Origin of the sequence: Methanothermobacter sp. DP (assembly GCF_026692625.1) — an archaeon.
Taxonomy (GTDB): Archaea; Methanobacteriota; Methanobacteria; order Methanobacteriales; family Methanothermobacteraceae; genus Methanothermobacter; species Methanothermobacter marburgensis.
The window spans coordinates 905,180-929,345 of sequence record NZ_CP113501.1 but is presented as its reverse complement, the minus strand read 5'-3'; the positions used below and the strand labels follow the sequence as shown (position 1 = coordinate 929,345).

The following is a 24,166-nucleotide window of genomic DNA, read 5'->3' as shown; positions in this document are numbered from 1 at the left end:
AGATACTAAATCGCATGTTTGGCACCATGGACATCAAAACCCGCACAGAAAAAATACTTGAAAAGGCAATGGACGAGCCAATCAACAATGAGGAGGCCCTCTACTTAATGAATGTGAAGGGAAGGGACCTCCAGGCCCTTTTAATAGCCGCGGACACTGTCAGGGAGTCCGAGGCGGGTGACAGGGTAACCTACATTGAGAACTGGAACATCAACTTCACCAATATATGCTCGGGACAGTGCGGGTTCTGTGCCTTTAAGAGGGATGATCTGGATGGGGACGCATATTATCTTGAAACTGAAAGGATCCTTGAAATTGCCCGCAAGGCCGTGGAAAACGGTGCCCGTGAACTCTGCATACAGGGAGGCCTCTACCCGGGCCTTGACACCTACTTCTATGAGGATCTTGTGAGGACCATAAAATCAGAGCTACCCCATGTGCACCTCCACTCATTCTCCCCAATGGAGGTTTACTATGGTGCTCGTAATGCGGAGCTATCCATTGAGGAGGCCCTCAAGATACTTAAAAGGGCTGGTCTTGGTTCAATGCCCGGTACGGCGGCAGAGATACTCAATGATGATATAAGGGCCGTTATATGCCCTACAAAGCTGAGTACCGGGGAGTGGGTTGAGGTTATAGAGACAGCACACAGGGTTGGGATACCAACAACCTGCACCATGATGTACGGTCACATCGATGGACCCGAGCACAGGGTTGAACACATGGACATACTGCGGCAGATTCAGGAGAGAACAGGGGGATTCACAGAGTTTGTCCCATTACCATTCATGCATCCAAGGGCCCCCATATACCGTGAGGGAAAGGCGGCTGCAGGCGCAACCGGTGCAGATGACCTCAAGGTCTACGCGGTTTCAAGGCTGATGTTCAGGGGCCTTATCAGGAACATACAGGCCTCATGGGTTAAACTGGGCTTTAAGTTTGCACAGGTTGCCCTCATGTCAGGGGCCAACGACCTTGGGGGTACACTGGGTGAGGAGAACATATCAAGGTCCGCGGGCGCCTCACATGGTGTTAGAACGGAACCCGAAGAAATAATAAGGGTTGTGAGGGACCTGGGAAGGATTCCAGCAAGCAGGGATACGCTTTACAGGGAAATAGAGGACGTTTAGCGTTTCCGGCCGCTGATTTTTTGTTAGTCCATTCTTTCTATTATTATCCTGTCGCCCTCATCAACACTGAAGAAAAGGTCAAGGTTTCTGGTCACCCTCCCTATATGATTCACCGGGGAGTAGGGCTGTGTTGACCCGAAGAATATGCAGAGGGCGTACCCCGGCGGCCAGTAGGATATGTCCCCCGGACCGGCGGTATCAGAGGGGTTCTCATAGTCAAGGGTGACTGGTATGTCAAAGTAGACCTCCTCCATCCACAGGAGAGCCCGGCCCTCAAGCGGAAGGCTCTCATAGATCCTCTCTGCAGATTCAGGGTTTCTCTCATCAAATTCGGCCTCAGCGTAACCCTTCCCCTCTACGGTTATCCTTATCCTCATGTCAGATCACCTTCTGAGAATGTTTTCGGGATCGAAAAACGATCTTTTTCTCCTACTTCCACCCCTCCATGATCTGGACCCCGGTTGATGTTCCAATCCTGTCTGCACCGGCCTCTATCATTGCAAGGGCTGTTTCAGCATCCCTTATACCGCCGGCTGCCTTAACACCCATCTCATCACCCACAGTCTCACGCATGAGTTTCACGTCCTCCACTGTGGCACCTGAAAGCCCACCATAGGCTGTAGATGTTTTAACAAATGCGGCACCAGCATCCTTACTTATGAGGCATGCCTCCACCTTCTCCTCGTCTGTGAGGTAGGCTGTCTCCAGTATAACCTTGACAGGGACGCCTGCGGCATCAACGACTCCACTTATATCCTCATAGACAAGTTCCCTCAGCCCTGACTTCAGTGCCCCTATGTTCATTACCATGTCAACCTCCTCTGCACCGTTATCCACGGCCTCTGATGCCTCGAAGGCCTTAACCGCCGGCGTGTTAACACCTGCCGGAAATCCTATAACAGAGCAGACCATGACATCACTGTCCCTCAGGAGTTCAGATGCCAGCCTGACATTGGTTGGGGTGACAACCGCGCACCTGAACCCATACTCAATGGCCTCCCTGCAAAGTTTCTCGATATCAGCAACCGTTGCATCTGCCCTTACGTTTGTATGGTCTATGAGTGATGCAAGTTCCTCTGCTGTTTCAACCTTCATTTTAACCCTCCTGGAGTTCTTTTGACATGTAGGGGCCCTCCCTTCTGTAGCCAAATTTGCTGTAGTATTCACGGGCCCCTATCCCGCTTGTGACCATAATTTTCTCCATCCCCCCATCGTATGCTATTGCCTCTGCACGGCTTAGTAGCTCCTCACCGTAGCCCCTGTGCTGTCCAACGGTATCGCGACGCTCACCTATGGGTATCATTGAACCGTAGACATGGAGTTCCCTCACAAGGGCGGTCTTATCATCTATTTCAGGGCGGTGGGCATTTTCTGATGGGAACCTTAGCCTCAGGAATCCGATGAGGACATCATTTTCAGGGTCCTCGGCTGAGATGAAGAACTCCCTGCCGCCTGTGGCATCGTACTCCTCAACCATCACTGTAACTGCATCCTCATTGACACTCACACCCCTGCGGCTCATATGGCCAACCTCACGGCACCTTATGCACCTGCATCGGACACCCTCCTCCTCAAGGCGCCTGTAGACCAGTTCACCCAGGTTGGACTTTCTGACACCATCAACTATAAGCTGGGAGGGTATATCCCTCTGTATCCTCATGGTCCTCACCCAGGGGGGCATCATCTTCTTTATCTCGACGATTAGATCAACGGCCTCCTCTGTGGAGTATGGTTTATAGAGGCCCCTCTCCCAGAGGCTGTAGAGTTCGCTGCCCCTGGTAACAAGGCAGGGGTATATCTTCAGCATGTCAGGTCTGAAGGATGGGTCCTGGAATATCCTCCTGAATATCCGGAGGTCCCGGTCAAAGTCTGAGAAGAGGCCGGGCATGAGGTGCATCGCAACCTTTATCCCCGAGTCCCGAAGTATCCTGTTGGACTCTATAACGTCCCCTATGCTGTGGCCCCTCCTGATGCGCTGGTAGATGTAGTTGTAGATGGTCTGTACACCAAGCTCAACCCTTGTAACCCCAAGGTTGAGCATTCTGTCAACGTCCTCCTCCCGGCAGTAGTCTGGCCTTGTCTCAAATGTCATCCCAACGCAACGAACCGGCGATGTCTCGTTGAACCGCTGGGCGTCATCCACCTTCACATAACCGTGGTGATTGGGCATATCCACCTTGACACCACTCAGTCTAGCTCCAAAGTCCACCATGGCCTCAAGGCAACTGGATATGAACCATTCCTGGTAGCAGAGGCTGTGGGACGGGAAGGTGCCCCCCATGACTATGAGTTCCACCTTGTCAACAGGGTGGCCTATGCTGTGGAGCTGCTCAAGGCGATTGTAGACCTGCCTGTAGGGGTGGAAATCGTACATTCTGGCCCTCAGGGCGGCTGGTTCCTCTCCTGTGTAGCTGGGGGGTGCCTTTTCACTTTCAGGGCAGTACAGGCACCTTCCGTGGGGGCATTCATGTGGGTGACACATGACTGCCACAACGGCAACACCTGATATTGTCCTGGTGGGTTTTTTCCTCAGGAGATTTTCGATCAATTTCTTTTCTTCTGGAGTAGCATGTTCAAGGATTTCTGAGTTACTCATGAATTTTTCAAGTCCAAAGTCACGGCAAACCCTGTGTTTAGCCCTTTCAAGGTCCTTCCTTGTTTTTATTTCACCTGATATTATATCATCGATTATCCGGCGACAAGCTTCCCTCATTATCTTCACCGTAAAGGTTCACTGTAGATATGTTTTCATTCGATTCAGCGTCCTTAATATGCATTTTTCATTCAATTCCCTTTCTCATAAGATTCAGCGTCCTTATTATATCTGTCCTTGAAATTATACCCTTCAGTTTACCGTCACCCATCACAGGGAGCCTTCCAAGCTGGTGGCGGTTCATTTTTTCAAGGACGGAGGTGAGTTCCTCGTCCTCTGTGGCAGTCACAACCTCCGTGGTCATCACATCTCCCACCATCACATCTCTGGCAGCCTCTGATATGTCATGGAATGTCACTATTCCTGCAAGTTCATTCCCGGTGGTTACAGGGTAACCCATGTGCTTCTTTCTGAACATGACATCAAGGGCCTCCCCCACCGTCATATCGGGTCTGAGTGTTACAGGATCCGGGGTCATCACGTCCCCCACCGTCACGCCCTCAAGAAGCGAGGATATTAGGGTTGACTGGTACTCCTGCTCCGCACCTATGTAGATAAAGAGTCCTATCAGTATCAGGAAGAGGTTATAGAAGAGGCCGGTGACAGCCATCATTGCGGCGATGGTCTTACCAAGGTTCGCCGCTATTCTGGTTGCCCTCAGGTAACTCACACGTTCAGCGAGTATGGCCCTCAGTATCCTCCCACCATCCATTGGAAAGGCGGGTATAAGATTGAAGAGTGCCAGGACCAGATTCACGACCAGAAAATCTCCAAGGAATGGCCTGATGGGTCCAGTGAGGTTCAGGAGGAGGGGTACCGCTGTTAACATGGCCATTATGATGTTGGTGAGGGGCCCGGCGATGGATATGAGGAACTCCTGCCTTGGCACCTTTGGTATCTCCTCCATCCTTGAAACCCCACCTATGGGAAGGAGAAGTATGCTCCTTATCTTCACACCGAACCTGAGGGCGACATAGGAGTGGGCCAGTTCATGTATCACCACCACCACGAAGACGAGGGTTATGAGCACAGCAAGGTTGAGTGATAGGAAACCCAGGTAGGTGAGGAGGTATATGAATACCATCAGAATGAGGAATGAGATGTCGAGTTCAACGGGTATTCCAAGAACCCGGAATATCTTCACGGCAGCCATGCTATTATATTGGAGTGCTATGAATAAATCATTTTTTATACCATGAGGTACATAGATTTTAGTGGTGTTAAAATGAAGGTAACGGAGTTCCTGGGTCGTAAGGTGCTGGATAAGAATGCGATGGAGATAGGGAAGGTCTCTGACCTTGAACTGGACCCTGAAAAGGGTGTTGTGAATTCCATTACAATATCCAAGGGGGAGCTGTCCCTTAAACAGAGGACATTCATTGTTGGCATGGACAACGTGAGCAGGGTTGGAGACTATGTGGTACTTAAAATAGCCGCTGATGAGGCGGAAGAGGCTCCTGAAGATGAGTCAAATGAAGTTTCCCCTGAATGATGGTGGATACAATGGAGGTTAAGGACTTAAACGGGAATGTACTGACGGTTGGTATGGCTGTCCGTTACACAGGTACCGGAACGACGGGTGAGATCTCAGCCATCAAGGTTGAAGATGGTGATGGTTGGGTCCGCCTTGAAGATTCTGATTTATGGTACAACGCGAATTACCTGGAGTTAATCGACAGATCCCAGCTTAAGAGGGGATCTGGAAAAGGAAGAAAAACTGATACCGTTGAAAAGCTTAAGAGGATGAAAGAGGACTTTGAAGACATTGATATGGGTTCAGAGGTCTGTGATGGAGGGGGATGAACCTCCACCAAATCCTTTTTTGGCGAATTTATATTGAAATTTATATCTGAATACAAACAGGTATATTAAATTCATATATGTTTAGAATAAAAAAATTTAAAGGGGGTGAAATTGTGGCTGAGACAAAACTTCCAGGTCTTTTAACACTGATTCTGGGTATTCTTGTGATAATCTTTCCGGTGTTTTCAATATTCACACTGAGTGTCCTCACAGGTGTTGCGGTTCTCTTTCTGGCGCTCTGGCTGTTCCTTCTTGGCGTGAACGCATGGAAGGTTAGCAAGGGGGCAGGTGTGCTTTATGTTGTGCTGGGAATACTTGGTGTGATACTTGCAGCTGCCCTTGCAGGTAACGTGACACTATTCAGTTTCCTTGCGGCATTCTGGATATACCTCACAGGTATAATCCTCATAATCGCAGGTGTTGCAAGTTTATTCTCCAGGGAACACAGAGCAGGAATGGTTGCAGGTCTATCAGTGGTGGTTCTGGGAGTCCTTTACATCATTCTGGGAGTATTCGTAAGAAACCCTGTTTTCCTTGCCTGGCTGATTGGTCTTTCACTGGTCATTGATGGCATCGGTCTTCTTCTCTATGAATGACCGCCTGGAACATCAGGGTCCTGCCTGCTCACACAGAAACGGCAGAGGGCGGTGGGGGTGCTGATCTGCCTGTCCTTCACAGGGCAGTAGAAGACATCACCCACCCTTCTAACCCTCAAGCCTCCGGGGAAGCGGGTTCCAACGGGGTGGACTGGTTCCTCCCTCACAAAGGTTACGTAGATGGTTATTATACGGGCGATCCTCTGGAAACACCTTTCAGGCCGTGACCTGGCACGCCTTAACTGTTCATCAAGGAACCCTATGAATTCAGCCAGTTTTTCAGTGTCAACCTCTCCGGGGTAGATGTTTTTATCATTCTTTATATCCCTTATCCTGTTGAAGAAGGCCCTGGTGAACCTTTCAATGAACTCCTTCTGCTCCCTTGGTGGCATGTATCTGGCATCCTCCCTCAGGTAAACCGATGCGTCCATCACATCCTTTATATGTACCGACGAGGCCTCCTTTTTAACCATCTCAAGGAGCTCCATTTTTGTCAGTTTCTCTGGAATCTCATCCGCCCGGATCATTGAGGTCCTCCTTTAGGTTTTCACATGTTCTCACGATCAGAAGTCATCTTCCTGAGTCATGGGGGTCTGCTCTGCAATGCAGATATCACACAGCGCTGATGGATTATCCTTCTGCTTATCCTTCACAGGGCAGTAGTATGTCCCATGTTCCTCTGTGACTGAGTATCCACCGGGAAAAGGAGTCCCCACAGGGTGGAGGGGTTCTGAAAGGATAAAATTCCTGTAAATAACGGTTAAAACCACAATAAGGGGGCTGGAGGTATCATATAGTCTTTTCAGTGTCCTCAGAAGGCTTTTTCTATCTGCAGTGATATCCCCCACACCACCTTTAAGAGCAAGAACAGCTTCAACAGCAATTCCAGTATAGGTTTTTATATAGGCCTCCCTGTACCCTCTGGGGACGTGGGCGCATTCCCTCTCAATGAATTCACGGATCCTCATGATGTCAAATATGCTGATGGACGCTGCGCAATCCCTTAAAATGGTTTTAAGACTGGCAGGATCTCTCAGCATATCCTCTAATGGCCTCGGCGAGTTTTTCCCCGATACCATCGATACGTTTGAGTTCATCCTTCCGCACATGTCTGAGGTCCTCCCCAAAGGTTTCAACAATCTTACGGGCCCTGACACGTCCAAGGCCCCTTACACCAACCACCAGTGGAATGATGTCATCCCTGACTCCATAGTAGAGTCTTGCAGCCAGAACATCAAGTTTCCCTGCGTAACCATACACACCCTGGATTTCACAGATCCTCTTGAAGAACTTAACGAGCCTTGATGCCTCGTATGCGGTCCTTCTTGTTGATGCAGCATAGACATTGAAGGCGTTCTCAATCTCATACTCCGTCCTCTCATTTATCCACTCAATGAGGGCTGCTGCTGTTGCCTCGCTGTTACCTGCATCCATGACAAATATTCCATGTTCCATGAGCCTCTCACGTACCGGGTCACGGCTCTTCCGCCCCTTGAACGGTATGAGTGGAATGTCGGGGGTCCCTGCCAGCTCGTAGATGAGGCGGTAGATGTCGAGTTCATCCATCTCAGATGCGAACTGGTGGAGTTTTATGGCTGTTTCAACAGAGTAACTGGATTTTGCAATCAAAAGCCCGAATTCTGTCGCTGATAAGCCACTGGGACCAGGATATATGATCCTGTTCTTCATTAAAAACTCTGTGGCGGTTTCTATTTCATACTGAATACTGTCCAGGCCGAATGCATTGCTGAATGGACCCTCACTCATCTGATAGCCGTAGAAGCTTTCCCTGAAGAATTCAAGAAGATCTTCAGTTGTGGATGCAAGTCCTGAGGCGACCTGTGCGATTATCTGCCTGTAGAGGGCATCCCGGTTCTCCATGAGCCTCGAGTTGGTCCTCTCCACCTCACCATTCACATAGTACTCCTCGAGTTCCATGGCCTCGTCATGGCTCTTTGCTATGAGGTAGGAGTAGCCGATATCATCATAGAGTGGTCTCCCGGCCCTCCCTGACATCTGCTCATAATCAAATACAGGGATCCTCTGGGGGCCCTGCCCTGTCCACCTAGTGTAGTCCCTTATCACAACGGTCCTTGAGGGGAGGTTCACCCCGTACATGAGGCTGGGGGTTGCTGTGATCATGAGGATGTTTCCCCTCCTGAATTCGTCCTCTATTATTTCTCTCTGCCTGTTGAAGAGGCCCGCATGGTGGAATGCAACACCAGCCCTGATGCAGTCTGCAAGTTTCAGGCAGGTGGATGTTGGGGGTGAGCCGCTGGACCTCGGCACATCAAGTATCCTCTCTGCCACCTCATCGAATCTCTCCAGCAGGTCCCCCGGGATCTTCTTTTTGATCCTATCTGCAAGGTAGGATGCAAGGGATTCTGTGAACCTCCTTGTGGATACGAATGCCAGGGTCTGGCTGTCCTCACTGATGGACCTTTCAAGGATCTTCAGGACAACCTGATTCTTGTCCCGGGCCCCGAACATCTCGGTGTCAAGCACCTCCCGGTGGAGGGGTACCGGCCTGTAGTCGTGTTCAACGATTCTGGCACCTAGCCACTCCCCTATTTCATCCATATTTGAGAGGGTTGCTGAGAGGGCCACAATGCGCATCGTTGGATTCAGTTTTCTGGCCCTTGTGATGGCGGATTCTATTACAGGGCCCCTGCTGTACTCCCCGATCATATGGAACTCGTCCACTATGAGAAGGTCAATCTCCCTCAGGGTGTTCCATGAGAATCGGGTGAGGCTATCAAAGGATTCGAAGACCATCACCGCCAGGTCAGAGGTTCGGGGATCCTTACCCACACTTATACCGTGCTTTTCAAGCTCCCTGAACTCCTTTACCTTTTCGTTCTGTATTGATATGAGTGGTACGGTGTAGATAACCCGCCCACCGTCCATTATGGCTTGAATGGCAGCCAGAACTCCCAGGAGGGTCTTTCCACTGGCCGTTGGTATGGCTATGATGAAATTTTCATCTGATTCCAGGTAACCGGCCTCAACAGCACTCATCTGGGCTGGGTTCAGGGATTTTATATATGGGTAGCAGTCGGTGATGATCTTTCTTATTTCGGGCATCAGAAATTTCATTCAACCACTTCTTCCAGTTCTGCCTTCTCCTTTTTAAGGACTCTGATATTACTGATTGCAGTTTCAGGGTACTGTCCATGCTCGTCCTTCTCAACACTTTTGACCATGTCCCAGATTGTGAGGAGCGCCACAGAAACCCCTGTGAGGGCCTCCATTTCAACACCTGTTTTTCCATCGCACCTTACAGTTACCCTGGCGGTGATCCCGCCCTCCATTACATCGAATTCAACATCAACCCCTGTTACAGGAAGCGGGTGACAGAGGGGTATGAGGTCCCAGGTCCGTTTAACCGCAGCTATGGCTGCTATCTGGGCCGTTGCAAGAACGTTCCCCTTCTCAATCCTTTTTTCCCTGATCAATTTCAGGGTGTCCTCTGTGAGTGATATGTGACCTTCAGCGGTCGCCGTCCTTCTGACAACCGCCTTCGAGCCCACATCAACCATACGTACAGATTTTCCATCTGTGTGGGTAAATCCTTTCATGCGAACCACTACCATCAGTTGATAAAAGTCTACATCTAATCGTATCACTATTATTGAAGGTATCTAACGATTATGATCGCCGTCCCTGAATCTGTGGGCAGGTGCGGTTTTAAAGCTGGAGTTGAGTATTCTACCATCCAGGCTGAAGATCAAAACGTCGGTTTCAAATGGGAACCTTTCAGAACACCTCTCCCTTATTGATTTGCTGATGCTGTTGAATACATCCTCCCTCAATCCCACCCTTTCGAGTTCACCGATCATCTCCTCAACGGTTGCAAGGTTGAAGATCCTTTCTGTAACCTCTGGCGCTGCACCGCTGATGGCGGCATGTGCTGTCATTATCTCGCGACGGGCATCTGCAATGGAGTTCTTTGTCTGGAATATCCCCGCAGAGAGCTTTATGAGTTTACCTGCATGGCCCATCAGTATGATCCTCTTCACACCCTTTTTGGCGGCCTCACCCAGCATGTAGCCCGGGAAGTTGGCCATCTGTATTATCCGTTCCTCCTCAATCCGGTTGAAGTATTCCCTGGCAAACCTTTCCCCTATGTTACCAGGGACGAATACGAGTTCCCTGAATCCACGGGCGACTGCAATGTCAATCTGACATGCAAGGGATCTCCTGTAGGCTGAGGAGGACATGGGTCTTGCAATGCCACTTGTCCCCAGGATGGAGATACCTCCTTCAATCCCGAGGCGGGGGTTCATGGTTTTTGATGCGATTTTCTCCCCCTCGGGAACCGAAACCGTGACAATCGCCCCCTCGCCATTCTTGAGGTATCTCCTCAGATTATCCTCTATCATTCTCCTGGGGACTGGGTTTATTGCAGCCTCACCCGGGGGGACCTGGAGACCCGGTTTTGTCACGGTACCGACACCCTCACCGCCCCTGATTAAGACTCCAGATGTTCCTGTGATCTGAACCTCTGCCATGATGCTGATGTTCACTGTAACATCAGGGTCTCCGTAGGGCCTCTTTATTACACTGGCCCTTGCCGTGTCCTGGGAGATCCTTTCAACAGAATCAACGTCCACATCGATTTTTCCTGAAGGGGTTTCAACATTTACTCTTTTAACCACACGACCCCTTAAACATAGAAGTGATGCGAGGGCCGCTGCAGTGGCAGCTGTCCCCGTAGTGATCCCGAATACCCTCTCATCCTTCATCAGAAAAATCCTTTAAAATTTAATGAAGAAAAAGTAATCTATTCTATTTCGTCGCTTATGGCTTCGAAGAGTTCCTCCCTACCAGGGGCCCCAACGAACCTCACAACGCCGTTTATAGCTATTGCAGGGACTGCCATGAGACCATAGTCAATTGCCTTCTCCCGGTCAACCATTATGTCAATTTTTTCAACATCTATTTTGTCCCCGAATTCCTTCTTGGCCTCATCAACAACCTCAATCGCCATTGGACAGTAGGGACAGGTTGGGGATGTGAAAACCTCTATCTTAACAACCATTTCCTAACCTCCGTGAGAATGATATATAATTCTTCACTCCTTTTAGGATAAATACTTATCCTTTTATTCTTTCTTAGATCTTTTGCTGTTTTGTTGTATTGCTGAACTTGAGGATCCAGTACTGTCCTTTCTTTCTTAGATCTTGAGGTGTTCTGTTGTATTTGCTGAACCTGCAGATCCAAGCTTTGAGAACATGCTTGAGAGGATCTTCACGAATCCACCTGGCGGCTCAAGGGTTACGGTGTCATAGTTCTTTAAACCTGCAAGTTTAGCCGCCACATCAACAGCATAGTCCCTTCCACCGGTATAATCCACAAGCCGGTTCTTCAGGGCCTGTCTTCCAGTGAATATCCTTCCCTCTGCAAGGCCACGCACATATGATACGCTGAGGTTTCTGTTGGCAGCAACGGTCCTTATGAAGTAGTCATACTCCTCATTCACCATTGACTGGAGCATCTGCCTCTCCTCATCGGTTATCATACGGTAATCAGCACCCATATCCTTGTACTCCCCGGCCTTTATTGCATACTTGTTTATACCCATCTGTCTGTACATCTCAGAGAGGTCTGTGAGGTCAAGTATGACACCTATGCTTCCGACCCATGCAGATGGACTTGCAACTATCCTGTCAGATGCCGAGGCTGCAAGGTATGCTCCTGAGGTCCCTGAATCACTTATCCAGCTTACAACAGGTTTTTCAGATTTTTTTATGGCATCCATCAGTTCCTCACTCGCAACTGGAGTCCCTCCTGGACTGTTTATATCCAGGACTATGGCCTTAACTGACGGATCACTATTGGCCTCCTCGATAAGATTCTTTATGTCATCAGGGCTTACAGCATCAGAAAACCCCGCTGAATCATAGGCTATGGCCCCGTGAACCGGTATGATTGCCACAGTACCCTCAGGTCCTCCAATGAGCCCTGAAATTGACATGACCAGCCCTGCAATTGATAGAACCACAATTAAACCAACAACTATCTTACCGTTTCTGTCCATGATATCAGACCTTCAGAGTTACCTCCCATCCTAAACTTTCCTGTTTTTGTATTAATTAGACTGCAACCCCTTATATAAATAGTTTTATATAATCTAGGTATATGAACTGTTTGGAGTGATAGGTTGAGAAAAGCAGTAAGAGCACCTGGATCAGCCACGGTTATAAATGCCATTGCAACAGGGAGGGGCTCGGCATTCGGGATAGGCCTCAGTGTCAGGGCAGAGGCAGAACTCATAGATTCCGGTATAGAGTGTATCTCCCTTGAGGGTGCGGACACAGCACTCATAGAGCTATGCACAGAGATGGTCCTCGAGCATTACGGCGCCGATACTGGCGTGAGGGTGGTCACAGCCTCTGATTTACCCGTTGCGAGCGGTCTTTCAAGCAGCAGCGCGGCATCCAATGCCACCGTGATGGCGGTTTCTGAACTCATATCAGAGGAATTTCAGCTGGAACCCATGGATGGAAGTGAGATGCTCAACATGGCAGTGGACGCATCCCTCAGGGCAGGGGTGACGGTGACAGGGGCCTATGATGATGCAAGCGCATCATTCTATGGGGGCCTCACCGTGACAGATAACATGGCAAGGCGTATAATCTGCAGGAGGGAAATGGAAAATCAAAAGGTATTAATATACATGCCGGACAGAAAATCACTGACTGCACAATCAGATGTCCCGAGGATGAAACTGCTGGCCCCCTGGGTTGACATGGCCTTCAGGGAGGTCCTTGAGGGCAGGGTGCACAGTGCACTGACACTCAACGGGATACTCTATTGTGCATCCCTGGGATTCGATCCGGGAATAGCCCTCGATGCCCTTGAGGCAGGTGCCCTCTCAGCGGGTCTTTCAGGCACAGGACCGGCCTTTGTGGCGCTGGCTGATGAGGATTCTGCAGGGAAGGTCATTGATTCATGGGAGAACCTTGAGGGCAATGTTACTGTAACATCAGTGGATAACCAGGGTACACATGTGCTTGACTGATCCCGGTGACCCTTAAAGCTTTGAAGCTCGGGGAATGTTTTATGGACGAATCCAGAGCACTGGAAACCCTTAAAAGGTCCAGAAGGGAAATAGATAGAATAGACAGGGAGATCCTTGACCTCATATCCTCACGGACATCCCTTGCACGTGAGATAGCTGAGGCCAAAGTTGCCCTGGGAATGGAAATATTCGACCCTGAGAGGGAGCTTGAGATCATAGAGAGGACCCGGAGAATCGCCAGGGCCTATGGTATCAATGAGGATAAGCTCATACAGCTGATGAAGATTCTGATGGATCTAAGCAAAACTGAACAGAAAGAACTGTTAAGGAGGCAATGAAATGGGAAACATAAGAACTTCCTTTGTAAAAAGAATCGCGAAAGAACTGATAGAAACTCACCCAGGTAAATTCACATCTGATTTTGATAAAAACAAGAAACTTGTGGAGGAGTTCTCAACAGTCAGCACAAAACACCTCAGGAACAAGATAGCAGGTTACATCACAAGGATAATCAGCCAGCAGAAATAATTTTGATTTTTTTTCCATTTTCAACATTTAAAAGGTTGTGAAGGTTAATGGAGTTAATAGTTGCTAAATTTGGCGGTACATCTATAGGAAATGGTAGACGAATTAAAAAAGCTGCCCGTTCTGTCGTGAAGGAGTACATGAAGGGCAAGAAGGTCGTTGTTGTTGTATCTGCCATCAATAAGACAACCGATGAACTCCTTCAGATAGTTGATGAGGCAATGGAAGATGCTGTTACAGAAAAGCAGCTGGCTGAAATAGTATCCATGGGTGAAATGACCAGTGTAAGGATATTCTCCTCTGCAATAGAGGCACTTGGAGTTAAATCTGAATACATAGACCCATTCATGGATGAATGGCCAATAATAACCGACAGCAACCTTTTAAATGCTAAGGTGGACTTTGAGGCAACCGAGAAGAAGTCAAAGGAACTCCTCAAACTCCTCGACCAGGGAATAATACCGGTGGTGTGCGGGTTCCTTGGTAGGGACCCCAATGGTTACATAACAACCCTGGGAAGGGGTGGAAGTGACATCACAGCCTTCCTCCTGGGACACTGCCTGAAGGCGGATGAGGTTATAATCGTAACCGATGTTGGGGGCGTAATGTCAACGGATCCAAATAAACTGCAGGGCGCAAAGAAGCTTGATAAGATCTCTGTTGAGGAGATGAGGGATCTTGCAACCCATGGGGCGCAGGTACTACATCCACATGCCCTGAAATACAAGGACCCGGATATCAATGCAAAGATCATAGGTTTTGAGCACGGGGATCTCTCAGCCCCGGGCACTGAAATCATAGGCCCGTCAAAGAATAAGATGGTCAAGACAACAACCCTCAACCCTGAACCAATATCTGTGGTTGCGGTTGTGGGGGAGAAGATACTCAACAAGCCCGGTATACTGGCAAAGTTAACCTCAAAGCTTGCAGAGAACTCCATCAACATCATAGGAATTTCAACAGGCCAGAACTCCGTTACAATATTCGTTGATAAGAAGGACGCCGATGAGGCGCACAGGCTCCTCCATGATGTGGTCATTGCAGATGATAACCTCAGTTCACTCTCCCTGGGAAGGGATATTGCCATGATAACCATATCCAGCCCTGACTTCATAGACACTCCGGGCATAATATCCGAGATCACCAAGCCCCTCAGGGATAATGACCTTAACATAGTTGAAATTTCATCCTCACAGACATCTGTGGTTATATTTGTTGACTGGAATGATGGTAAAAAGGCGTATGAACTTGTAAGGGGTGTTCTTGAATGAAGATTGAAGGCACAGTAGTGGCCATGGTGACTCCATTCACAGATGATGACCGGGTGGATGAGGCCGGGCTGCGGGAAAACATAAACTACCTGATTGAGAATGGGGTTGATGGTTTGCTGGTTGCTGGCACAACAGGTGAATCAGCAACCATAACCCATGAGGAACAGAGGAGAATGATTGACATACTTGTGGATGAGGTTAACGGGCGTGTTAAGACCATTGCTGGGGCAGGGAGCAACTCCTCAAGGGAGGCCCTTGGCCTTGTAAGGTATGCAGGGGACGCAGGTGCAGACGCGGCCCTTGTAATAACACCCTACTACAACAAGCCCCAGCCCCATGGGCTCATTGAACACTACCGGATGCTGGAGCAGGCATCGGAAATACCCCTTATAATCTACAATGTGCCCTCAAGGACCGGTACGGATATCGACGTTGACACGGTATCTGAACTTGCAGGGCTCGACGGTATAATCGGTATAAAGGAGGCGAGCCCCGACCTGGATAAGATCTCCATGCTGAAATCACGGCTGATGGACCAGGGCACCGATGATTTTATCATACTCTCAGGTAACGATAACCTCACACTCCCAATGATCTCAATGGGTGCAGAGGGTGTCATATCTGTTGTGGCGAACGTCGATCCAGCCCGTATGAGCCGACTCGTCAACGAGGCCCTCTCAGGGGACTTTGAGTCTGCAATGAAAACCCACTATGAACTTTACAGCCTCATGAAGGTCCTTTTCATCGAGAGCAACCCTGTACCTGTCAAGGAGGCCCTCAACATGATGGGAAGGCCCGCAGGTCATGTCAGGATGCCGCTAGCACCCCTAAAGGACAGCAGCCGTGAGAAACTGAGGCTGGTACTTGAGGAACTGGCACTCATCTGAACCCCTGAGGTGTTATGATGATCAAAGTTGCGGTTACCGGCGCCTGCGGGCGCATGGGGTCTGGAATAATAAGGAGGGTGCTTGAAGAGGATGACATGCAGCTTGTGGCTGCCATAGAGGCCCCGGGAACACCCCTTAAGGGAAGGGATATAGGTGAATTCACAGCCACAGGCGAAGTGGGTGTTAAGGTAAGCGACGCATCTGACCTTGCCGAAACACTAAGAAAGACAGAACCCGACGTTCTCGTTGACTTCACAGTGGCGCCGGCAGCTGTTGAAACCATAAAGACAGCGACCGAAGCAGGGGTTAACCTTGTGGTTGGAACAACAGGATTTTCAGATGAACAGATGCAGACCATCAGGGAATCCATTGAGAGGACAGGTTTGAGGGCTGTTATCTCACCAAACATGGCAGTGGGTGTCAACGTCTTCTTCAAGGTACTCTCTGATCTGGCACCGATACTCTCTGATTATGACGTTGAGATCATAGAGGCCCACCACAGACACAAGAAGGACGCCCCTTCAGGTACCGCGGTGCGTGCACTTGAGGTTATCGCAGAGGCCACCTCCCGGAAACCCGATGAGGTAGCGGTTCACGGGAGGTCCGGCCTTACAGGTGAGAGGACCCGTGATGAGATAGGTGTCCATGCTGTGAGGGGCGGTGACATAGTGGGGGACCACATAGTCCTCTTTGCAGGTGATGGTGAACGCCTTGAAATAGTCCACCGGGCCCACAGCAGGGACGCATTTATAGGTGGAGTTATAAGGGCAGTGAGGTTCATTGAACACGCAGAACCCGGAAAGATAATGGATATGGGGGACGTGCTTGGAATAAAATGATAAGGTGGTATTATGGTTAAGGTTGGTGTTCTTGGAGCAACAGGGATGGTTGGGCAGCGGTTTATTGAGATGCTTGAGAATCATCCTGAATTTGAACTTACAACCCTCGCGGCATCTTCAAGGTCCGCGGGGAAACCCTACGGGGAGGTTGCAAACTGGTACCTTGACAGTGAGATGCCTGAGTCTGTAAGGGATATAGAGGTTGTTGAAACGGACCCTGCAAGTGTGGGGGACGTGGACATACTATTCTCTGCACTTCCCGCAGATGTGGCCCGGAAGGTTGAGCCAAAATTTGCTGAGAAGTACATCGTGGCTTCAAATGCCAGTGCAATGCGAATGGAACCCGATGTTCCCCTTGTGATCCCTGAGGTTAACCCGGAGTTCCTGGACCTCATAGAGGTTCAGCAGAGGAGGAGGGGATGGGATGGGTTCATCATAACCAACCCCAACTGCTCCACCATAGCACTTACCCTTACACTGAAGCCCATCTATGACAGCTACACCATAAAGAGGGTCTATGTCTCCACCATGCAGGCGGTTTCAGGTGCAGGGTACAGTGGGGTGCCATCCATGGCTATACTTGACAACATCATCCCGTATATCGGAGGCGAGGAGGAGAAGATTGAAACCGAGACCCTCCACCTCCTCGGTGAACTTGATGATGGTGTGGTTAAACCTGCAAGTTTCGGTGTGAGCGCATCATGCCACCGTGTACCTGTTGTTGATGGCCACACAGAAGCTGTCTTCGTGGAACTGGATGATGAATTTGTAATTGAGGACATAAAGGAGGCCATGGACGGATTCCAGGGGCTCCCACAGAAACTGGGGCTCTACTCAGCACCTGAAAAACCTGTTATGGTCCTGGATGAGGAGAACAGGCCTCAGCCAAGGATGGACAGGGACAGGGATGGTGGAATGTCTGTAACTGTTGGAAGGCTCAGGAAGGATGCGGCATTCAGTAACAGTCTTAGATATGTCCTTGTTGGCCACAACACTGTGAGAGGGGCCGCGGGGGCATCGATCCTGAATGCAGAACTTATAAATGAGATACTGTAAATGATGCATCCATTTTTTTTATTTCCTGGTGTCGATGCATCCATTCTCTATTTTGTGATGCATCCTTTTCTTTCATTTACGGGTATTGATACCTCCATTCTCTATTTTTTTAATTCAGCAATCAGTTCACCAATTATTGATTCATTGATGCAGATCATAACCCTTGGCGGAACCCAGATCTTCTGGGTGCTTCTGTGCCTCACACTCTACATTTTTGGGGGTGAGAATGAGAAGGAGGCCGCGTTCATTGCACTCACAGCCCTTTTAATGGGCTTCTTTCTCAGTGAATTCCTGAAGGCTGTTATTGCAAGGCCAAGGCCCTATGAGGTTCTCAGCTGGGTGAAGCACACCACAACAGTTGGCGGCTACTCCATGCCATCAGGGCACACAGTGGCAGCATTCAGCGGGTTCCTGGCACTCTACTTTAAATTTGGGAGACTATGGCTTTTCATGCTGCTTGCCTCCCTTGTTGGTGTTTCAAGGGTGTGCCTTGGTCTGCATTACCCCAGTGATGTCATTGCAGGGGCACTCCTTGGAGTTCTATGTGCCCTTGCGGCTTTGAAGGTGGAGGAGAGGGTTAAGTGTTTTGGCCTCTGCAATTTTGAAAGGCTTGAATGATGCTTATGGGGGACTTATTGTTTTGTTTTCGTTCCCATTTTAGGGAATATGTGGAGATTCTTTCGCTATATAACTCTATCTGGTATCCCGGGATGAATTCAGGAAGGTTTTTAAGGTTCCATGTGATATTTAATTAAGGGGAAAGGGGTACCATGAAGTTCATGAGGGATTCGGAAAAGGAACAGCTCAAGCTTCTTGTCAAGGCATGCATGCTTGAGATAAGCAAGCTCAAGATGGATCTCAGGAAGTGCAGGGAGAATTCAGAGAACTCAGGGAAGGTGAGGAAACTTGAGGAGACCCTCAAACTCAGGGAACAGAAGATAGCTGAACTTGAGGGTCTCATGGCTGAGAAGGATAAAATAATACAGGACCTCAATGCAATCATAGCCGAGAAGGAATCCCGCATATCTGACCTTAAAAGGTACAGGGAGTACTTCCATGCGCTTACCCAGAAACCTGAAAGGGATCTGACCTCCTTCCAGTCACAGATCTACCGTCTGCTACCTGATGAAAGATCCACAGCAGAGGAACTGCTCAGTTTTTTAAATGAAATAGGGTTCAGGGACATGAAACTTGAGAACATGGTTCAGATACTGAGGAACCTTGAAAGGAAGGGTTACTTCAGGTCAGTGAGAGATGATGGAAGGGTGCTCTGGGAGAAAATAGAAAGATGATGGATCTTTAACGGCAAATAGTATCATATTCAATGATGGTCAGTCTGTAACGGCAAATACCCTTACGGGCGAGGCCTCTGCCCTCACGTTCAGGGGAACAACGAATATTCTGAATCTTTCTGGAACCAGACCCGTGTTTTTCATGTTTTCAACTATCCAGATCCCGTTTTCAAGGAGAAGTCTGTGTACAGCTGTTTCTCCAGGCATGTCAACGCTTGGCCCGTCTGTGCACACCCCCTTCACTCCATGGTCAACCAGTTTCTCTGCAAGACCCATGGGAATGCCTCTGTAGTCTCTGAAGTATTCATCCAGACCCCACTTTGAGTCCCACCCGGTTCTCAGAATCGCAATGTCTCCATCAGGAATTTTAACTGTTTTGGGTGATATAAGGAAGCCCTGCCCTGTCAGTCTTTCAAGGCCTATCCTATCAACGGTCTCACCACAGCAATTTAAATGTGCCGGTGCATCTATGTGGGTTCCAGCGTGCAATCCTGTCTCTATCTCTGAGTTAATGTAATCTCCATTTTCAAGTGTCTTTATTCTGACTGGAGGATCCCCTGGAAAGACTGGCATGGAATCCTCAATTCTACGGGTCATATCAATGATTTTCATGGATCATGATATCTCATGGGGGGATATAAGGTTTCAGTGCAGATCATATTCCAGAAGCACTTCCCTGACCTCTGACACACTGGTGTTCCAGTTATAAACATGTCCAAGGTTGTTCATGGTGTGGGTGGTGTCTGCTGTCACCCAGCCGCGACCCCTTATCCATACCTGGGCCCACACATGGGAATACCAGTTTCCGCTTATGAACCTGCAGTATCCACGGACATAACGGGCCGGTATACCGCTGGTCCTTGCAAGGGCAACCATGAGGTGGGCCTGGTCCACACAGTTTCCTGTCCTGTACCTGAGTGTGCCTGAGGCACCGTAGCGGGTCCTGTAGTAGAAGGAGTAGTCAATATTGTCCCTTACCCAGCTAAAGAGATTCAGTGCATTGGAGTGGGTGGTGTTTCCTGAGAGTTCCCTGGCAAGGTAAACTATATTGGGATCATTGATGTTGCAGTGGGCTGTGGACCTTATGTAACGTCGGAGGGATGCTGGGACGTACCAGGGGCTGCTCCTGAGGTCCTCATAGTATCTGAGCTGACCATTCAGATAACTGTATTTTTTTTCAAGTGACCTCAGTTTTCCCTGAAGCCTCATGATGGTTTTTTTGTTTCCAGAATATCTGATTCTCTTATTAATAAGGTTCATGAGGTTAATTGTTTTTCTGATCTGGGATTTCAGGTTCTTTATCCTTGTGTCAATGGCTTTGGAATTGATGCGGTATGCATTTAAAGGCAGTGGGGTGCTGATTTGCATGGCCACGGGAAGTTTCCCATGAAATTGTCTGTAGCGCCCGATCTTTGATAGGAGATAGACTGCATTGTAGAAGTCGATCCTACCCCCACTGAAGGAGATGGTTGCTGGACAGCATTGTGTCCTGGATGTGAAGTTACGGAATTTTGATGCTATCTCCAGGTACTGATTTTTTGTTAGTTTCACTGATATGCGCCTTATATCCAGTTGGGGCCCATTAATGGTCTGGTTTTCCACCACCTTTGAACCTGTAAGTACCTTGCTGAGGGCATAGGCATAGGAGGGGGTGTCAAGTGTCCTGTTACCCACACTGACGTTTTCAGGGAGCCTCTTATTTTTTTCCATAAAACTGGAAACTCTGGCACTTGCAGCGAGAACATCAGAGCTATTCAGAGGATCCTCAACTTCTTCAATGGCATAAGAGCCTTCAGTTAATAAAATTAAAATCATGAATGCCAAAAGGCAGACAGGGACTACTGATTTAAACATTGTCCTACCCATATTTAAATAGGGTCACCATTGAATAAATACATTGACCGCAAAATATTTATAGAACCTCTAACCCATTGATAAATGCACTAATGATAATAAAAATTGAGGTGATTAAATGGCACAGGGACAGCAGCCAATTCTTGTACTGCCTGAAGGTACAAGCAGGTACCTTGGAAGGGACGCACAGAGAATGAACATCCTTGCAGGTAAAATACTGGCAGAAACCGTCAGGACAACCCTTGGACCAAAGGGAATGGACAAAATGCTGGTTGACTCCCTTGGGGACATCGTGGTGACAAACGACGGTGTCACAATACTCAAGGAAATGGACATAGAGCACCCAGCAGCAAAGATGCTTGTTGAGGTGGCAAAGACCCAGGAAGACGAGGTCGGTGACGGTACAACAACAGCCGTCATAATAGCAGGTGAACTTCTTAAAAAAGCTGAAACACTCCTTGAAATGGAGATTCACCCGACAATAATTGCAATGGGTTACAGACAGGCCGCTGAAAAGGCCCAGGAAATACTCAACGACATTGCAATTGACGCAAGCGACAGAGACACACTCATAAAGGTCGCAATGACCGCAATGACCGGTAAGGGAACAGAAAAGGCAAGGGAACCACTGGCTGAACTCATAGTTGACGCTGTCCAGCAGGTTGAGGAAGACGGCGAAGTCGAGAAGGACCACATAAAGATAGAGAAGAAGGAAGGCGCAGCCGTGGACGACTCAACACTCGTCCAGGGTGTCATCATCGACAAGGAAAGGGTTCACCCAGGAATGCCCAAAAAGGTTGAAAACGCCAAAATAGCACTCCTGAACTGTCCAATAGAAGTCAAAGAGACAGAAGTCGACGCAGAAATCAGGATAACAGACCCATCACAGATGCAGGCCTTCATTGAACAGGAAGAGCAGATGATCCGCGACATGGTCAACTCCATAGTCGAGACAGGCGCAAACGTGCTCTTCTGTCAGAAGGGTATCGATGACCTTGCACAGCACTACCTGGCCAAGGCAGGCGTCCTTGCAGTAAGGAGGGTTAAAAAATCAGACATGGAGAAACTCTCCAAGGCAACCGGTGCGAGCATAGTCACAAACATTGAGGACCTCAGTGAGGACGACCTAGGCGAAGCAGGCATTGTCTCAGAGAAGAAGATCTCAGGCGAAGAGATGATCTTCGTTGAGGAATGCAAGGAGCCAAAGGCAGTCACAATACTTGTGAGGGGTTCAACAGAACACGTTGTAAGCGAAGTTGAAAGGGCAATCGAAGACGCAATAGGAGTCGTTGCAGCAACAGTCGAGGACGGCAAGGTCGTTGCAGGTGGAGGAGCACCTGAAATAGAGGTCGCAAAGAGGCTCAAGGACTACGCTGATTCAATAAGCGGAAGGGAACAGCTTGCAGTCTCAGCATTCGCAGAGGCCCTTGAGATCGTTCCAAAGACCCTCGCAGAAAACGCTGGACTCGACAGCATCGACGTCCTGGTGGACCTCAGGGCTGCCCACGAGGAGTCACCATACATGGGACTTGACGTCTTCGATGGCGAAATCGTTGACATGAAAGAGGCTGGTGTAATAGAGCCTCACAAGGTCAAGAAACAGGCCATCCAGTCCGCTGCAGAGGCAGCTGAGATGATCCTCCGCATAGACGACGTTATAGCCGCATCATCCTCCGGATCCGATGAGGACATGGATATGGGCGACATGGGCGGAATGCCTCCAATGTAGGCACCCCCATAATATACTCTTTTTTTACAAGGCTTTTCATGTGCTTGTGAATTCAGAATAGAGGTACTTTCAGGTTTTTGAACCTCGAGTATTTTTAAGTTTTCTAAATACAAACCTGTGCTGGAAGTCTGCTGACTCCATCAGTTAAGACAATCTCAAAGATGGAATTTACTTTTCATTTCTCTATGTAAGAACTTATTCTATGGGTTTAAGGAATAATGAACCTTCAGAGAAAAAAAGGGGCATTGCAGTTTAGTTTTTCATGGATATAAGCATAAAAAGAGTTATTATAGAATTGAAAAAGTCATTTAGCTTATCAGTGCAGAAAAAAGGGGTGGTGGTGGCTACCTTGAGAATATGTGCACAGCTGCTGTACCACCGGTTCCACCGATGTTGTGGGTCATACCTACCTCAGCACCCTCAACCTGCCTTTTACCGGCTTCACCACGTAGCTGCCAGACCACCTCAGCTGCCTGGGCGATACCTGTGGCCCCTAGTGGATGACCACGTGCCTTGAGACCCCCTGAGGGGTTTACGGGTATGTCACCATCGATTCGGGTCATGCCCTCCTCAAAGGCCCTTCCACCTTCACCCTTCTCGACAAATCCAAGGTCCTCAACAGCCAGTATACCATTTATGCTGAAGCAGTCATGGACCTCAACAAGGTCTATGTCCCCTGGTGTAAGATCTGCCATCTTGAATGCGGATCTTGCAGCATTCACGGTGGCGTCAATCCGGGTTATATCCCTTCTATCGTGCAATGCAATGGTACCTGATGCCTGTGCAGATGCCTTCACGTAGACGGGGGTATCGGTGTATTCCCTGGCCATCTCGGCGGGGCAGAGTATGACTGCTGCTGCACCATCAGAGATGGGTGAACAGTCAAGGAGTCTGAGCGGATCAGCGACCATGGTTGAGTTGATGACCTGCTCAACCGTGACCTTCATGGGGAACTGGGCCCTTGGGTTGTTTGAGGCGTTTTCATGGTTTATCACGGAGACCATGGCGAGCTGTTCCCTCGTTGTACCGTACTCATACATGTGCCTCCTTGCCATCATGGCGTAGAGTGATGGGAAGGTTACACCCTGCTGGGCCTCCCATTCCTGGTCAGAGGCCGTTGCAATTGCAGGTGTGGGGTCAACAACGTCGGTCATCTTCTCAACACCTGCTGATATCACAATATCATGGTATCCTGATGCCACGGCCATTATACCGCTCCTCAGGGCGAGTCCACCTGATGCACAGGCGGCCTCCACCCTTGTTGAGGGTATTGGTGTTAGACCGGCATGATCTGCGATGAGTGAAGAAATGTGCTCCTGTTTTATGAAGAGGCCAGCTGACATGTTACCAACGTACATGGCCTCGAGGTCTGCACCTTCAACTCCAGCATCCTCTATGGCACCGAGGCCGGCCTCGGTTATCATGTCCCTGAATGAGACGTCCCAGAGTTCTCCGAATTTTGTCTGTGAGACTCCAATAATTGCTACATCCCTCATGTTATCACCAT

Annotated in this window: 28 protein-coding genes; 14 read left to right on the top strand and 14 right to left on the bottom strand. The window is 49.0% G+C overall.

The window, feature by feature from the left end; genetic code table 11:
* Nucleotides 1-14 precede the first annotated feature (14 nt).
* Nucleotides 15-1,130, top strand: coding sequence for a 5-amino-6-(D-ribitylamino)uracil--L-tyrosine 4-hydroxyphenyl transferase CofH (cofH, locus tag OXN82_RS04965; RefSeq protein ID WP_321210879.1), 1,116 nt, complete (start codon nucleotides 15-17; stop codon nucleotides 1,128-1,130).
* A 23-nt stretch (nucleotides 1,131-1,153) separates the two neighbouring features.
* On the opposite strand, the gene OXN82_RS04960 is transcribed toward cofH, so the two are convergent.
* From OXN82_RS04960 to OXN82_RS04945, 4 genes are all read right to left on the bottom strand, one after another.
* A complete protein-coding gene (locus OXN82_RS04960) occupies nucleotides 1,154-1,507 on the bottom strand; it encodes a cyclophilin-like fold protein (RefSeq protein ID WP_321210878.1) in 354 nt (117 codons plus the stop codon).
* Between the two features lie 52 nt (nucleotides 1,508-1,559).
* Nucleotides 1,560-2,225 carry a deoxyribose-phosphate aldolase gene (gene deoC, locus OXN82_RS04955; protein WP_321210877.1) on the bottom strand — a complete coding sequence of 222 codons (666 nt, stop codon included), beginning with the start codon at nucleotides 2,223-2,225 and terminating at the stop codon, nucleotides 1,560-1,562.
* 1 nt (nucleotide 2,226) lies between these two features.
* Nucleotides 2,227-3,843 carry a tRNA uridine(34) 5-carboxymethylaminomethyl modification radical SAM/GNAT enzyme Elp3 gene (locus OXN82_RS04950; protein WP_321212156.1) on the bottom strand — a complete coding sequence of 539 codons (1,617 nt, stop codon included), beginning with the start codon at nucleotides 3,841-3,843 and terminating at the stop codon, nucleotides 2,227-2,229.
* Nucleotides 3,844-3,910: 67 nt separating this feature from the next.
* A complete protein-coding gene (locus tag OXN82_RS04945; protein WP_321210876.1) occupies nucleotides 3,911-4,936 on the bottom strand; it encodes a M50 family metallopeptidase in 1,026 nt (341 codons plus the stop codon).
* Nucleotides 4,937-5,008: 72 nt separating this feature from the next.
* On the opposite strand from OXN82_RS04945, the gene OXN82_RS04940 reads away from it, so the two are divergent.
* From OXN82_RS04940 to OXN82_RS04930, 3 genes are all read left to right on the top strand, one after another.
* Entirely contained in the window at nucleotides 5,009-5,275 is a 267-nt protein-coding gene (locus OXN82_RS04940; protein WP_321210875.1) for a PRC-barrel domain-containing protein, read from the top strand.
* Nucleotides 5,276-5,286: 11 nt separating this feature from the next.
* Nucleotides 5,287-5,586, top strand: coding sequence for a DUF2098 domain-containing protein (locus OXN82_RS04935; protein WP_321210874.1), 300 nt, complete (start codon nucleotides 5,287-5,289; stop codon nucleotides 5,584-5,586).
* Nucleotides 5,587-5,699: 113 nt separating this feature from the next.
* A complete protein-coding gene (locus OXN82_RS04930; RefSeq protein ID WP_321210873.1) occupies nucleotides 5,700-6,182 on the top strand; it encodes a DUF308 domain-containing protein in 483 nt (160 codons plus the stop codon).
* Here the strand turns inward: OXN82_RS04930 and OXN82_RS04925 are convergent.
* The 7 genes from OXN82_RS04925 to sppA form a co-directional block, all read right to left on the bottom strand.
* Nucleotides 6,173-6,709 (bottom strand): DUF2115 domain-containing protein, encoded by a 537-nt coding sequence (locus tag OXN82_RS04925; protein ID WP_321210872.1) that lies wholly within the window; start codon nucleotides 6,707-6,709, stop codon nucleotides 6,173-6,175. The two genes, OXN82_RS04930 and OXN82_RS04925, sit on opposite strands and share 10 nt — an antisense overlap.
* A 36-nt stretch (nucleotides 6,710-6,745) precedes the next feature.
* Entirely contained in the window at nucleotides 6,746-7,222 is a 477-nt protein-coding gene (locus tag OXN82_RS04920; RefSeq protein WP_321210871.1) for a DUF2115 domain-containing protein, read from the bottom strand.
* A complete protein-coding gene (locus OXN82_RS04915) occupies nucleotides 7,197-9,278 on the bottom strand; it encodes a DEAD/DEAH box helicase (protein ID WP_321210870.1) in 2,082 nt (693 codons plus the stop codon). The genes OXN82_RS04920 and OXN82_RS04915 overlap by 26 nt, the downstream gene beginning before the upstream one ends.
* Nucleotides 9,275-9,760, bottom strand: a complete 486-nt coding sequence (gene moaC / locus OXN82_RS04910) for a cyclic pyranopterin monophosphate synthase MoaC (protein ID WP_321210869.1) — start codon at nucleotides 9,758-9,760, stop codon at nucleotides 9,275-9,277. The genes OXN82_RS04915 and moaC overlap by 4 nt, the downstream gene beginning before the upstream one ends.
* Before the next feature lie 63 nt (nucleotides 9,761-9,823).
* Complete coding sequence (cbiD, locus tag OXN82_RS04905; protein ID WP_321210868.1) at nucleotides 9,824-10,927, bottom strand: cobalt-precorrin-5B (C(1))-methyltransferase CbiD; 1,104 nt, start codon at nucleotides 10,925-10,927, stop codon at nucleotides 9,824-9,826.
* Nucleotides 10,928-10,965: 38 nt separating this feature from the next.
* Nucleotides 10,966-11,223 (bottom strand): MJ0307 family thioredoxin, encoded by a 258-nt coding sequence (locus tag OXN82_RS04900; RefSeq protein WP_013296015.1) that lies wholly within the window; start codon nucleotides 11,221-11,223, stop codon nucleotides 10,966-10,968.
* Between the two features lie 135 nt (nucleotides 11,224-11,358).
* Nucleotides 11,359-12,222, bottom strand: coding sequence for a signal peptide peptidase SppA (gene sppA / locus OXN82_RS04895; RefSeq protein ID WP_321210867.1), 864 nt, complete (start codon nucleotides 12,220-12,222; stop codon nucleotides 11,359-11,361).
* Nucleotides 12,223-12,345: 123 nt separating this feature from the next.
* Between sppA and OXN82_RS04890 the strand changes: the two genes are divergently transcribed.
* From OXN82_RS04890 to OXN82_RS04850, 9 genes are all read left to right on the top strand, one after another.
* Nucleotides 12,346-13,206, top strand: a complete 861-nt coding sequence (locus tag OXN82_RS04890; protein ID WP_013296013.1) for a shikimate kinase — start codon at nucleotides 12,346-12,348, stop codon at nucleotides 13,204-13,206.
* A gap of 41 nt (nucleotides 13,207-13,247) precedes the next feature.
* Nucleotides 13,248-13,544: a chorismate mutase gene (locus OXN82_RS04885; RefSeq protein WP_013296012.1), complete on the top strand. Its 297-nt coding sequence runs from the start codon at nucleotides 13,248-13,250 to the stop codon at nucleotides 13,542-13,544.
* A 1-nt stretch (nucleotide 13,545) separates the two neighbouring features.
* Nucleotides 13,546-13,734: a 30S ribosomal protein S17e gene (locus OXN82_RS04880; protein ID WP_013296011.1), complete on the top strand. Its 189-nt coding sequence runs from the start codon at nucleotides 13,546-13,548 to the stop codon at nucleotides 13,732-13,734.
* A 47-nt stretch (nucleotides 13,735-13,781) separates the two neighbouring features.
* Nucleotides 13,782-15,002 (top strand): aspartate kinase, encoded by a 1,221-nt coding sequence (locus OXN82_RS04875; protein WP_013296010.1) that lies wholly within the window; start codon nucleotides 13,782-13,784, stop codon nucleotides 15,000-15,002.
* On the top strand, nucleotides 14,999-15,889 hold the full coding sequence (dapA, locus tag OXN82_RS04870; RefSeq protein WP_013296009.1) for a 4-hydroxy-tetrahydrodipicolinate synthase: 891 nt from the start codon (nucleotides 14,999-15,001) through the stop codon (nucleotides 15,887-15,889). The genes OXN82_RS04875 and dapA overlap by 4 nt, the downstream gene beginning before the upstream one ends.
* Nucleotides 15,890-15,906: 17 nt before the next feature.
* The gene (gene dapB / locus OXN82_RS04865; RefSeq protein WP_321210866.1) at nucleotides 15,907-16,728 is read left to right on the top strand and encodes a 4-hydroxy-tetrahydrodipicolinate reductase; all 822 of its coding nucleotides are present in this window, start codon (nucleotides 15,907-15,909) and stop codon (nucleotides 16,726-16,728) included.
* 12 nt (nucleotides 16,729-16,740) lie between these two features.
* On the top strand, nucleotides 16,741-17,784 hold the full coding sequence (gene asd / locus OXN82_RS04860) for an aspartate-semialdehyde dehydrogenase (protein ID WP_321210865.1): 1,044 nt from the start codon (nucleotides 16,741-16,743) through the stop codon (nucleotides 17,782-17,784).
* 147 nt (nucleotides 17,785-17,931) lie between these two features.
* Entirely contained in the window at nucleotides 17,932-18,402 is a 471-nt protein-coding gene (locus OXN82_RS04855) for a phosphatase PAP2 family protein (protein WP_321210864.1), read from the top strand.
* A 152-nt stretch (nucleotides 18,403-18,554) separates the two neighbouring features.
* Nucleotides 18,555-19,076 (top strand): hypothetical protein, encoded by a 522-nt coding sequence (locus OXN82_RS04850; RefSeq protein WP_321210863.1) that lies wholly within the window; start codon nucleotides 18,555-18,557, stop codon nucleotides 19,074-19,076.
* 39 nt (nucleotides 19,077-19,115) lie between these two features.
* Here OXN82_RS04850 and OXN82_RS04845 read toward each other — a convergent pair whose 3' ends face one another.
* The gene (locus OXN82_RS04845; protein ID WP_321210862.1) at nucleotides 19,116-19,688 is read right to left on the bottom strand and encodes a cyclase family protein; all 573 of its coding nucleotides are present in this window, start codon (nucleotides 19,686-19,688) and stop codon (nucleotides 19,116-19,118) included.
* A gap of 33 nt (nucleotides 19,689-19,721) precedes the next feature.
* The gene (locus OXN82_RS04840) at nucleotides 19,722-20,891 is read right to left on the bottom strand and encodes a transglutaminase domain-containing protein (RefSeq protein ID WP_321212155.1); all 1,170 of its coding nucleotides are present in this window, start codon (nucleotides 20,889-20,891) and stop codon (nucleotides 19,722-19,724) included.
* A 157-nt stretch (nucleotides 20,892-21,048) separates the two neighbouring features.
* Here OXN82_RS04840 and thsA point away from each other — a divergent pair, with 157 nt between their 5' ends.
* Complete coding sequence (thsA, locus tag OXN82_RS04835) at nucleotides 21,049-22,659, top strand: thermosome subunit alpha (protein ID WP_321210861.1); 1,611 nt, start codon at nucleotides 21,049-21,051, stop codon at nucleotides 22,657-22,659.
* A gap of 344 nt (nucleotides 22,660-23,003) precedes the next feature.
* On the opposite strand, the gene OXN82_RS04830 is transcribed toward thsA, so the two are convergent.
* On the bottom strand, nucleotides 23,004-24,155 hold the full coding sequence (locus OXN82_RS04830) for a thiolase domain-containing protein (RefSeq protein ID WP_321210860.1): 1,152 nt from the start codon (nucleotides 24,153-24,155) through the stop codon (nucleotides 23,004-23,006).
* Between the last annotated feature and the right edge of the window lie 11 nt (nucleotides 24,156-24,166).

Coding starts and splice junctions, on each gene's coding strand:
- cofH (WP_321210879.1), top strand. CDS start 15: ATGTTTGGCACCATGGACATCAAAACCCGCACAGAAAAAATACTTGAA.
- OXN82_RS04960 (WP_321210878.1), bottom strand. CDS start 1,507: ATGAGGATAAGGATAACCGTAGAGGGGAAGGGTTACGCTGAGGCCGAA.
- deoC (WP_321210877.1), bottom strand. CDS start 2,225: ATGAAGGTTGAAACAGCAGAGGAACTTGCATCACTCATAGACCATACA.
- OXN82_RS04950 (WP_321212156.1), bottom strand. CDS start 3,843: ATGAGGGAAGCTTGTCGCCGGATAATCGATGATATAATATCAGGTGAA.
- OXN82_RS04945 (WP_321210876.1), bottom strand. CDS start 4,936: ATGGCTGCCGTGAAGATATTCCGGGTTCTTGGAATACCCGTTGAACTC.
- OXN82_RS04940 (WP_321210875.1), top strand. CDS start 5,009: ATGAAGGTAACGGAGTTCCTGGGTCGTAAGGTGCTGGATAAGAATGCG.
- OXN82_RS04935 (WP_321210874.1), top strand. CDS start 5,287: ATGGAGGTTAAGGACTTAAACGGGAATGTACTGACGGTTGGTATGGCT.
- OXN82_RS04925 (WP_321210872.1), bottom strand. CDS start 6,709: ATGATCCGGGCGGATGAGATTCCAGAGAAACTGACAAAAATGGAGCTC.
- OXN82_RS04920 (WP_321210871.1), bottom strand. CDS start 7,222: ATGCTGAGAGATCCTGCCAGTCTTAAAACCATTTTAAGGGATTGCGCA.
- OXN82_RS04915 (WP_321210870.1), bottom strand. CDS start 9,278: ATGAAATTTCTGATGCCCGAAATAAGAAAGATCATCACCGACTGCTAC.
- moaC (WP_321210869.1), bottom strand. CDS start 9,760: ATGAAAGGATTTACCCACACAGATGGAAAATCTGTACGTATGGTTGAT.
- cbiD (WP_321210868.1), bottom strand. CDS start 10,927: ATGAAGGATGAGAGGGTATTCGGGATCACTACGGGGACAGCTGCCACT.
- OXN82_RS04900 (WP_013296015.1), bottom strand. CDS start 11,223: ATGGTTGTTAAGATAGAGGTTTTCACATCCCCAACCTGTCCCTACTGT.
- sppA (WP_321210867.1), bottom strand. CDS start 12,222: ATGGACAGAAACGGTAAGATAGTTGTTGGTTTAATTGTGGTTCTATCA.
- OXN82_RS04885 (WP_013296012.1), top strand. CDS start 13,248: ATGGACGAATCCAGAGCACTGGAAACCCTTAAAAGGTCCAGAAGGGAA.
- OXN82_RS04880 (WP_013296011.1), top strand. CDS start 13,546: ATGGGAAACATAAGAACTTCCTTTGTAAAAAGAATCGCGAAAGAACTG.
- OXN82_RS04875 (WP_013296010.1), top strand. CDS start 13,782: ATGGAGTTAATAGTTGCTAAATTTGGCGGTACATCTATAGGAAATGGT.
- dapA (WP_013296009.1), top strand. CDS start 14,999: ATGAAGATTGAAGGCACAGTAGTGGCCATGGTGACTCCATTCACAGAT.
- dapB (WP_321210866.1), top strand. CDS start 15,907: ATGATCAAAGTTGCGGTTACCGGCGCCTGCGGGCGCATGGGGTCTGGA.
- asd (WP_321210865.1), top strand. CDS start 16,741: ATGGTTAAGGTTGGTGTTCTTGGAGCAACAGGGATGGTTGGGCAGCGG.
- OXN82_RS04855 (WP_321210864.1), top strand. CDS start 17,932: ATGCAGATCATAACCCTTGGCGGAACCCAGATCTTCTGGGTGCTTCTG.
- OXN82_RS04850 (WP_321210863.1), top strand. CDS start 18,555: ATGAAGTTCATGAGGGATTCGGAAAAGGAACAGCTCAAGCTTCTTGTC.
- OXN82_RS04845 (WP_321210862.1), bottom strand. CDS start 19,688: ATGAAAATCATTGATATGACCCGTAGAATTGAGGATTCCATGCCAGTC.
- OXN82_RS04840 (WP_321212155.1), bottom strand. CDS start 20,891: ATGATTTTAATTTTATTAACTGAAGGCTCTTATGCCATTGAAGAAGTT.
- thsA (WP_321210861.1), top strand. CDS start 21,049: ATGGCACAGGGACAGCAGCCAATTCTTGTACTGCCTGAAGGTACAAGC.
- OXN82_RS04830 (WP_321210860.1), bottom strand. CDS start 24,155: ATGAGGGATGTAGCAATTATTGGAGTCTCACAGACAAAATTCGGAGAA.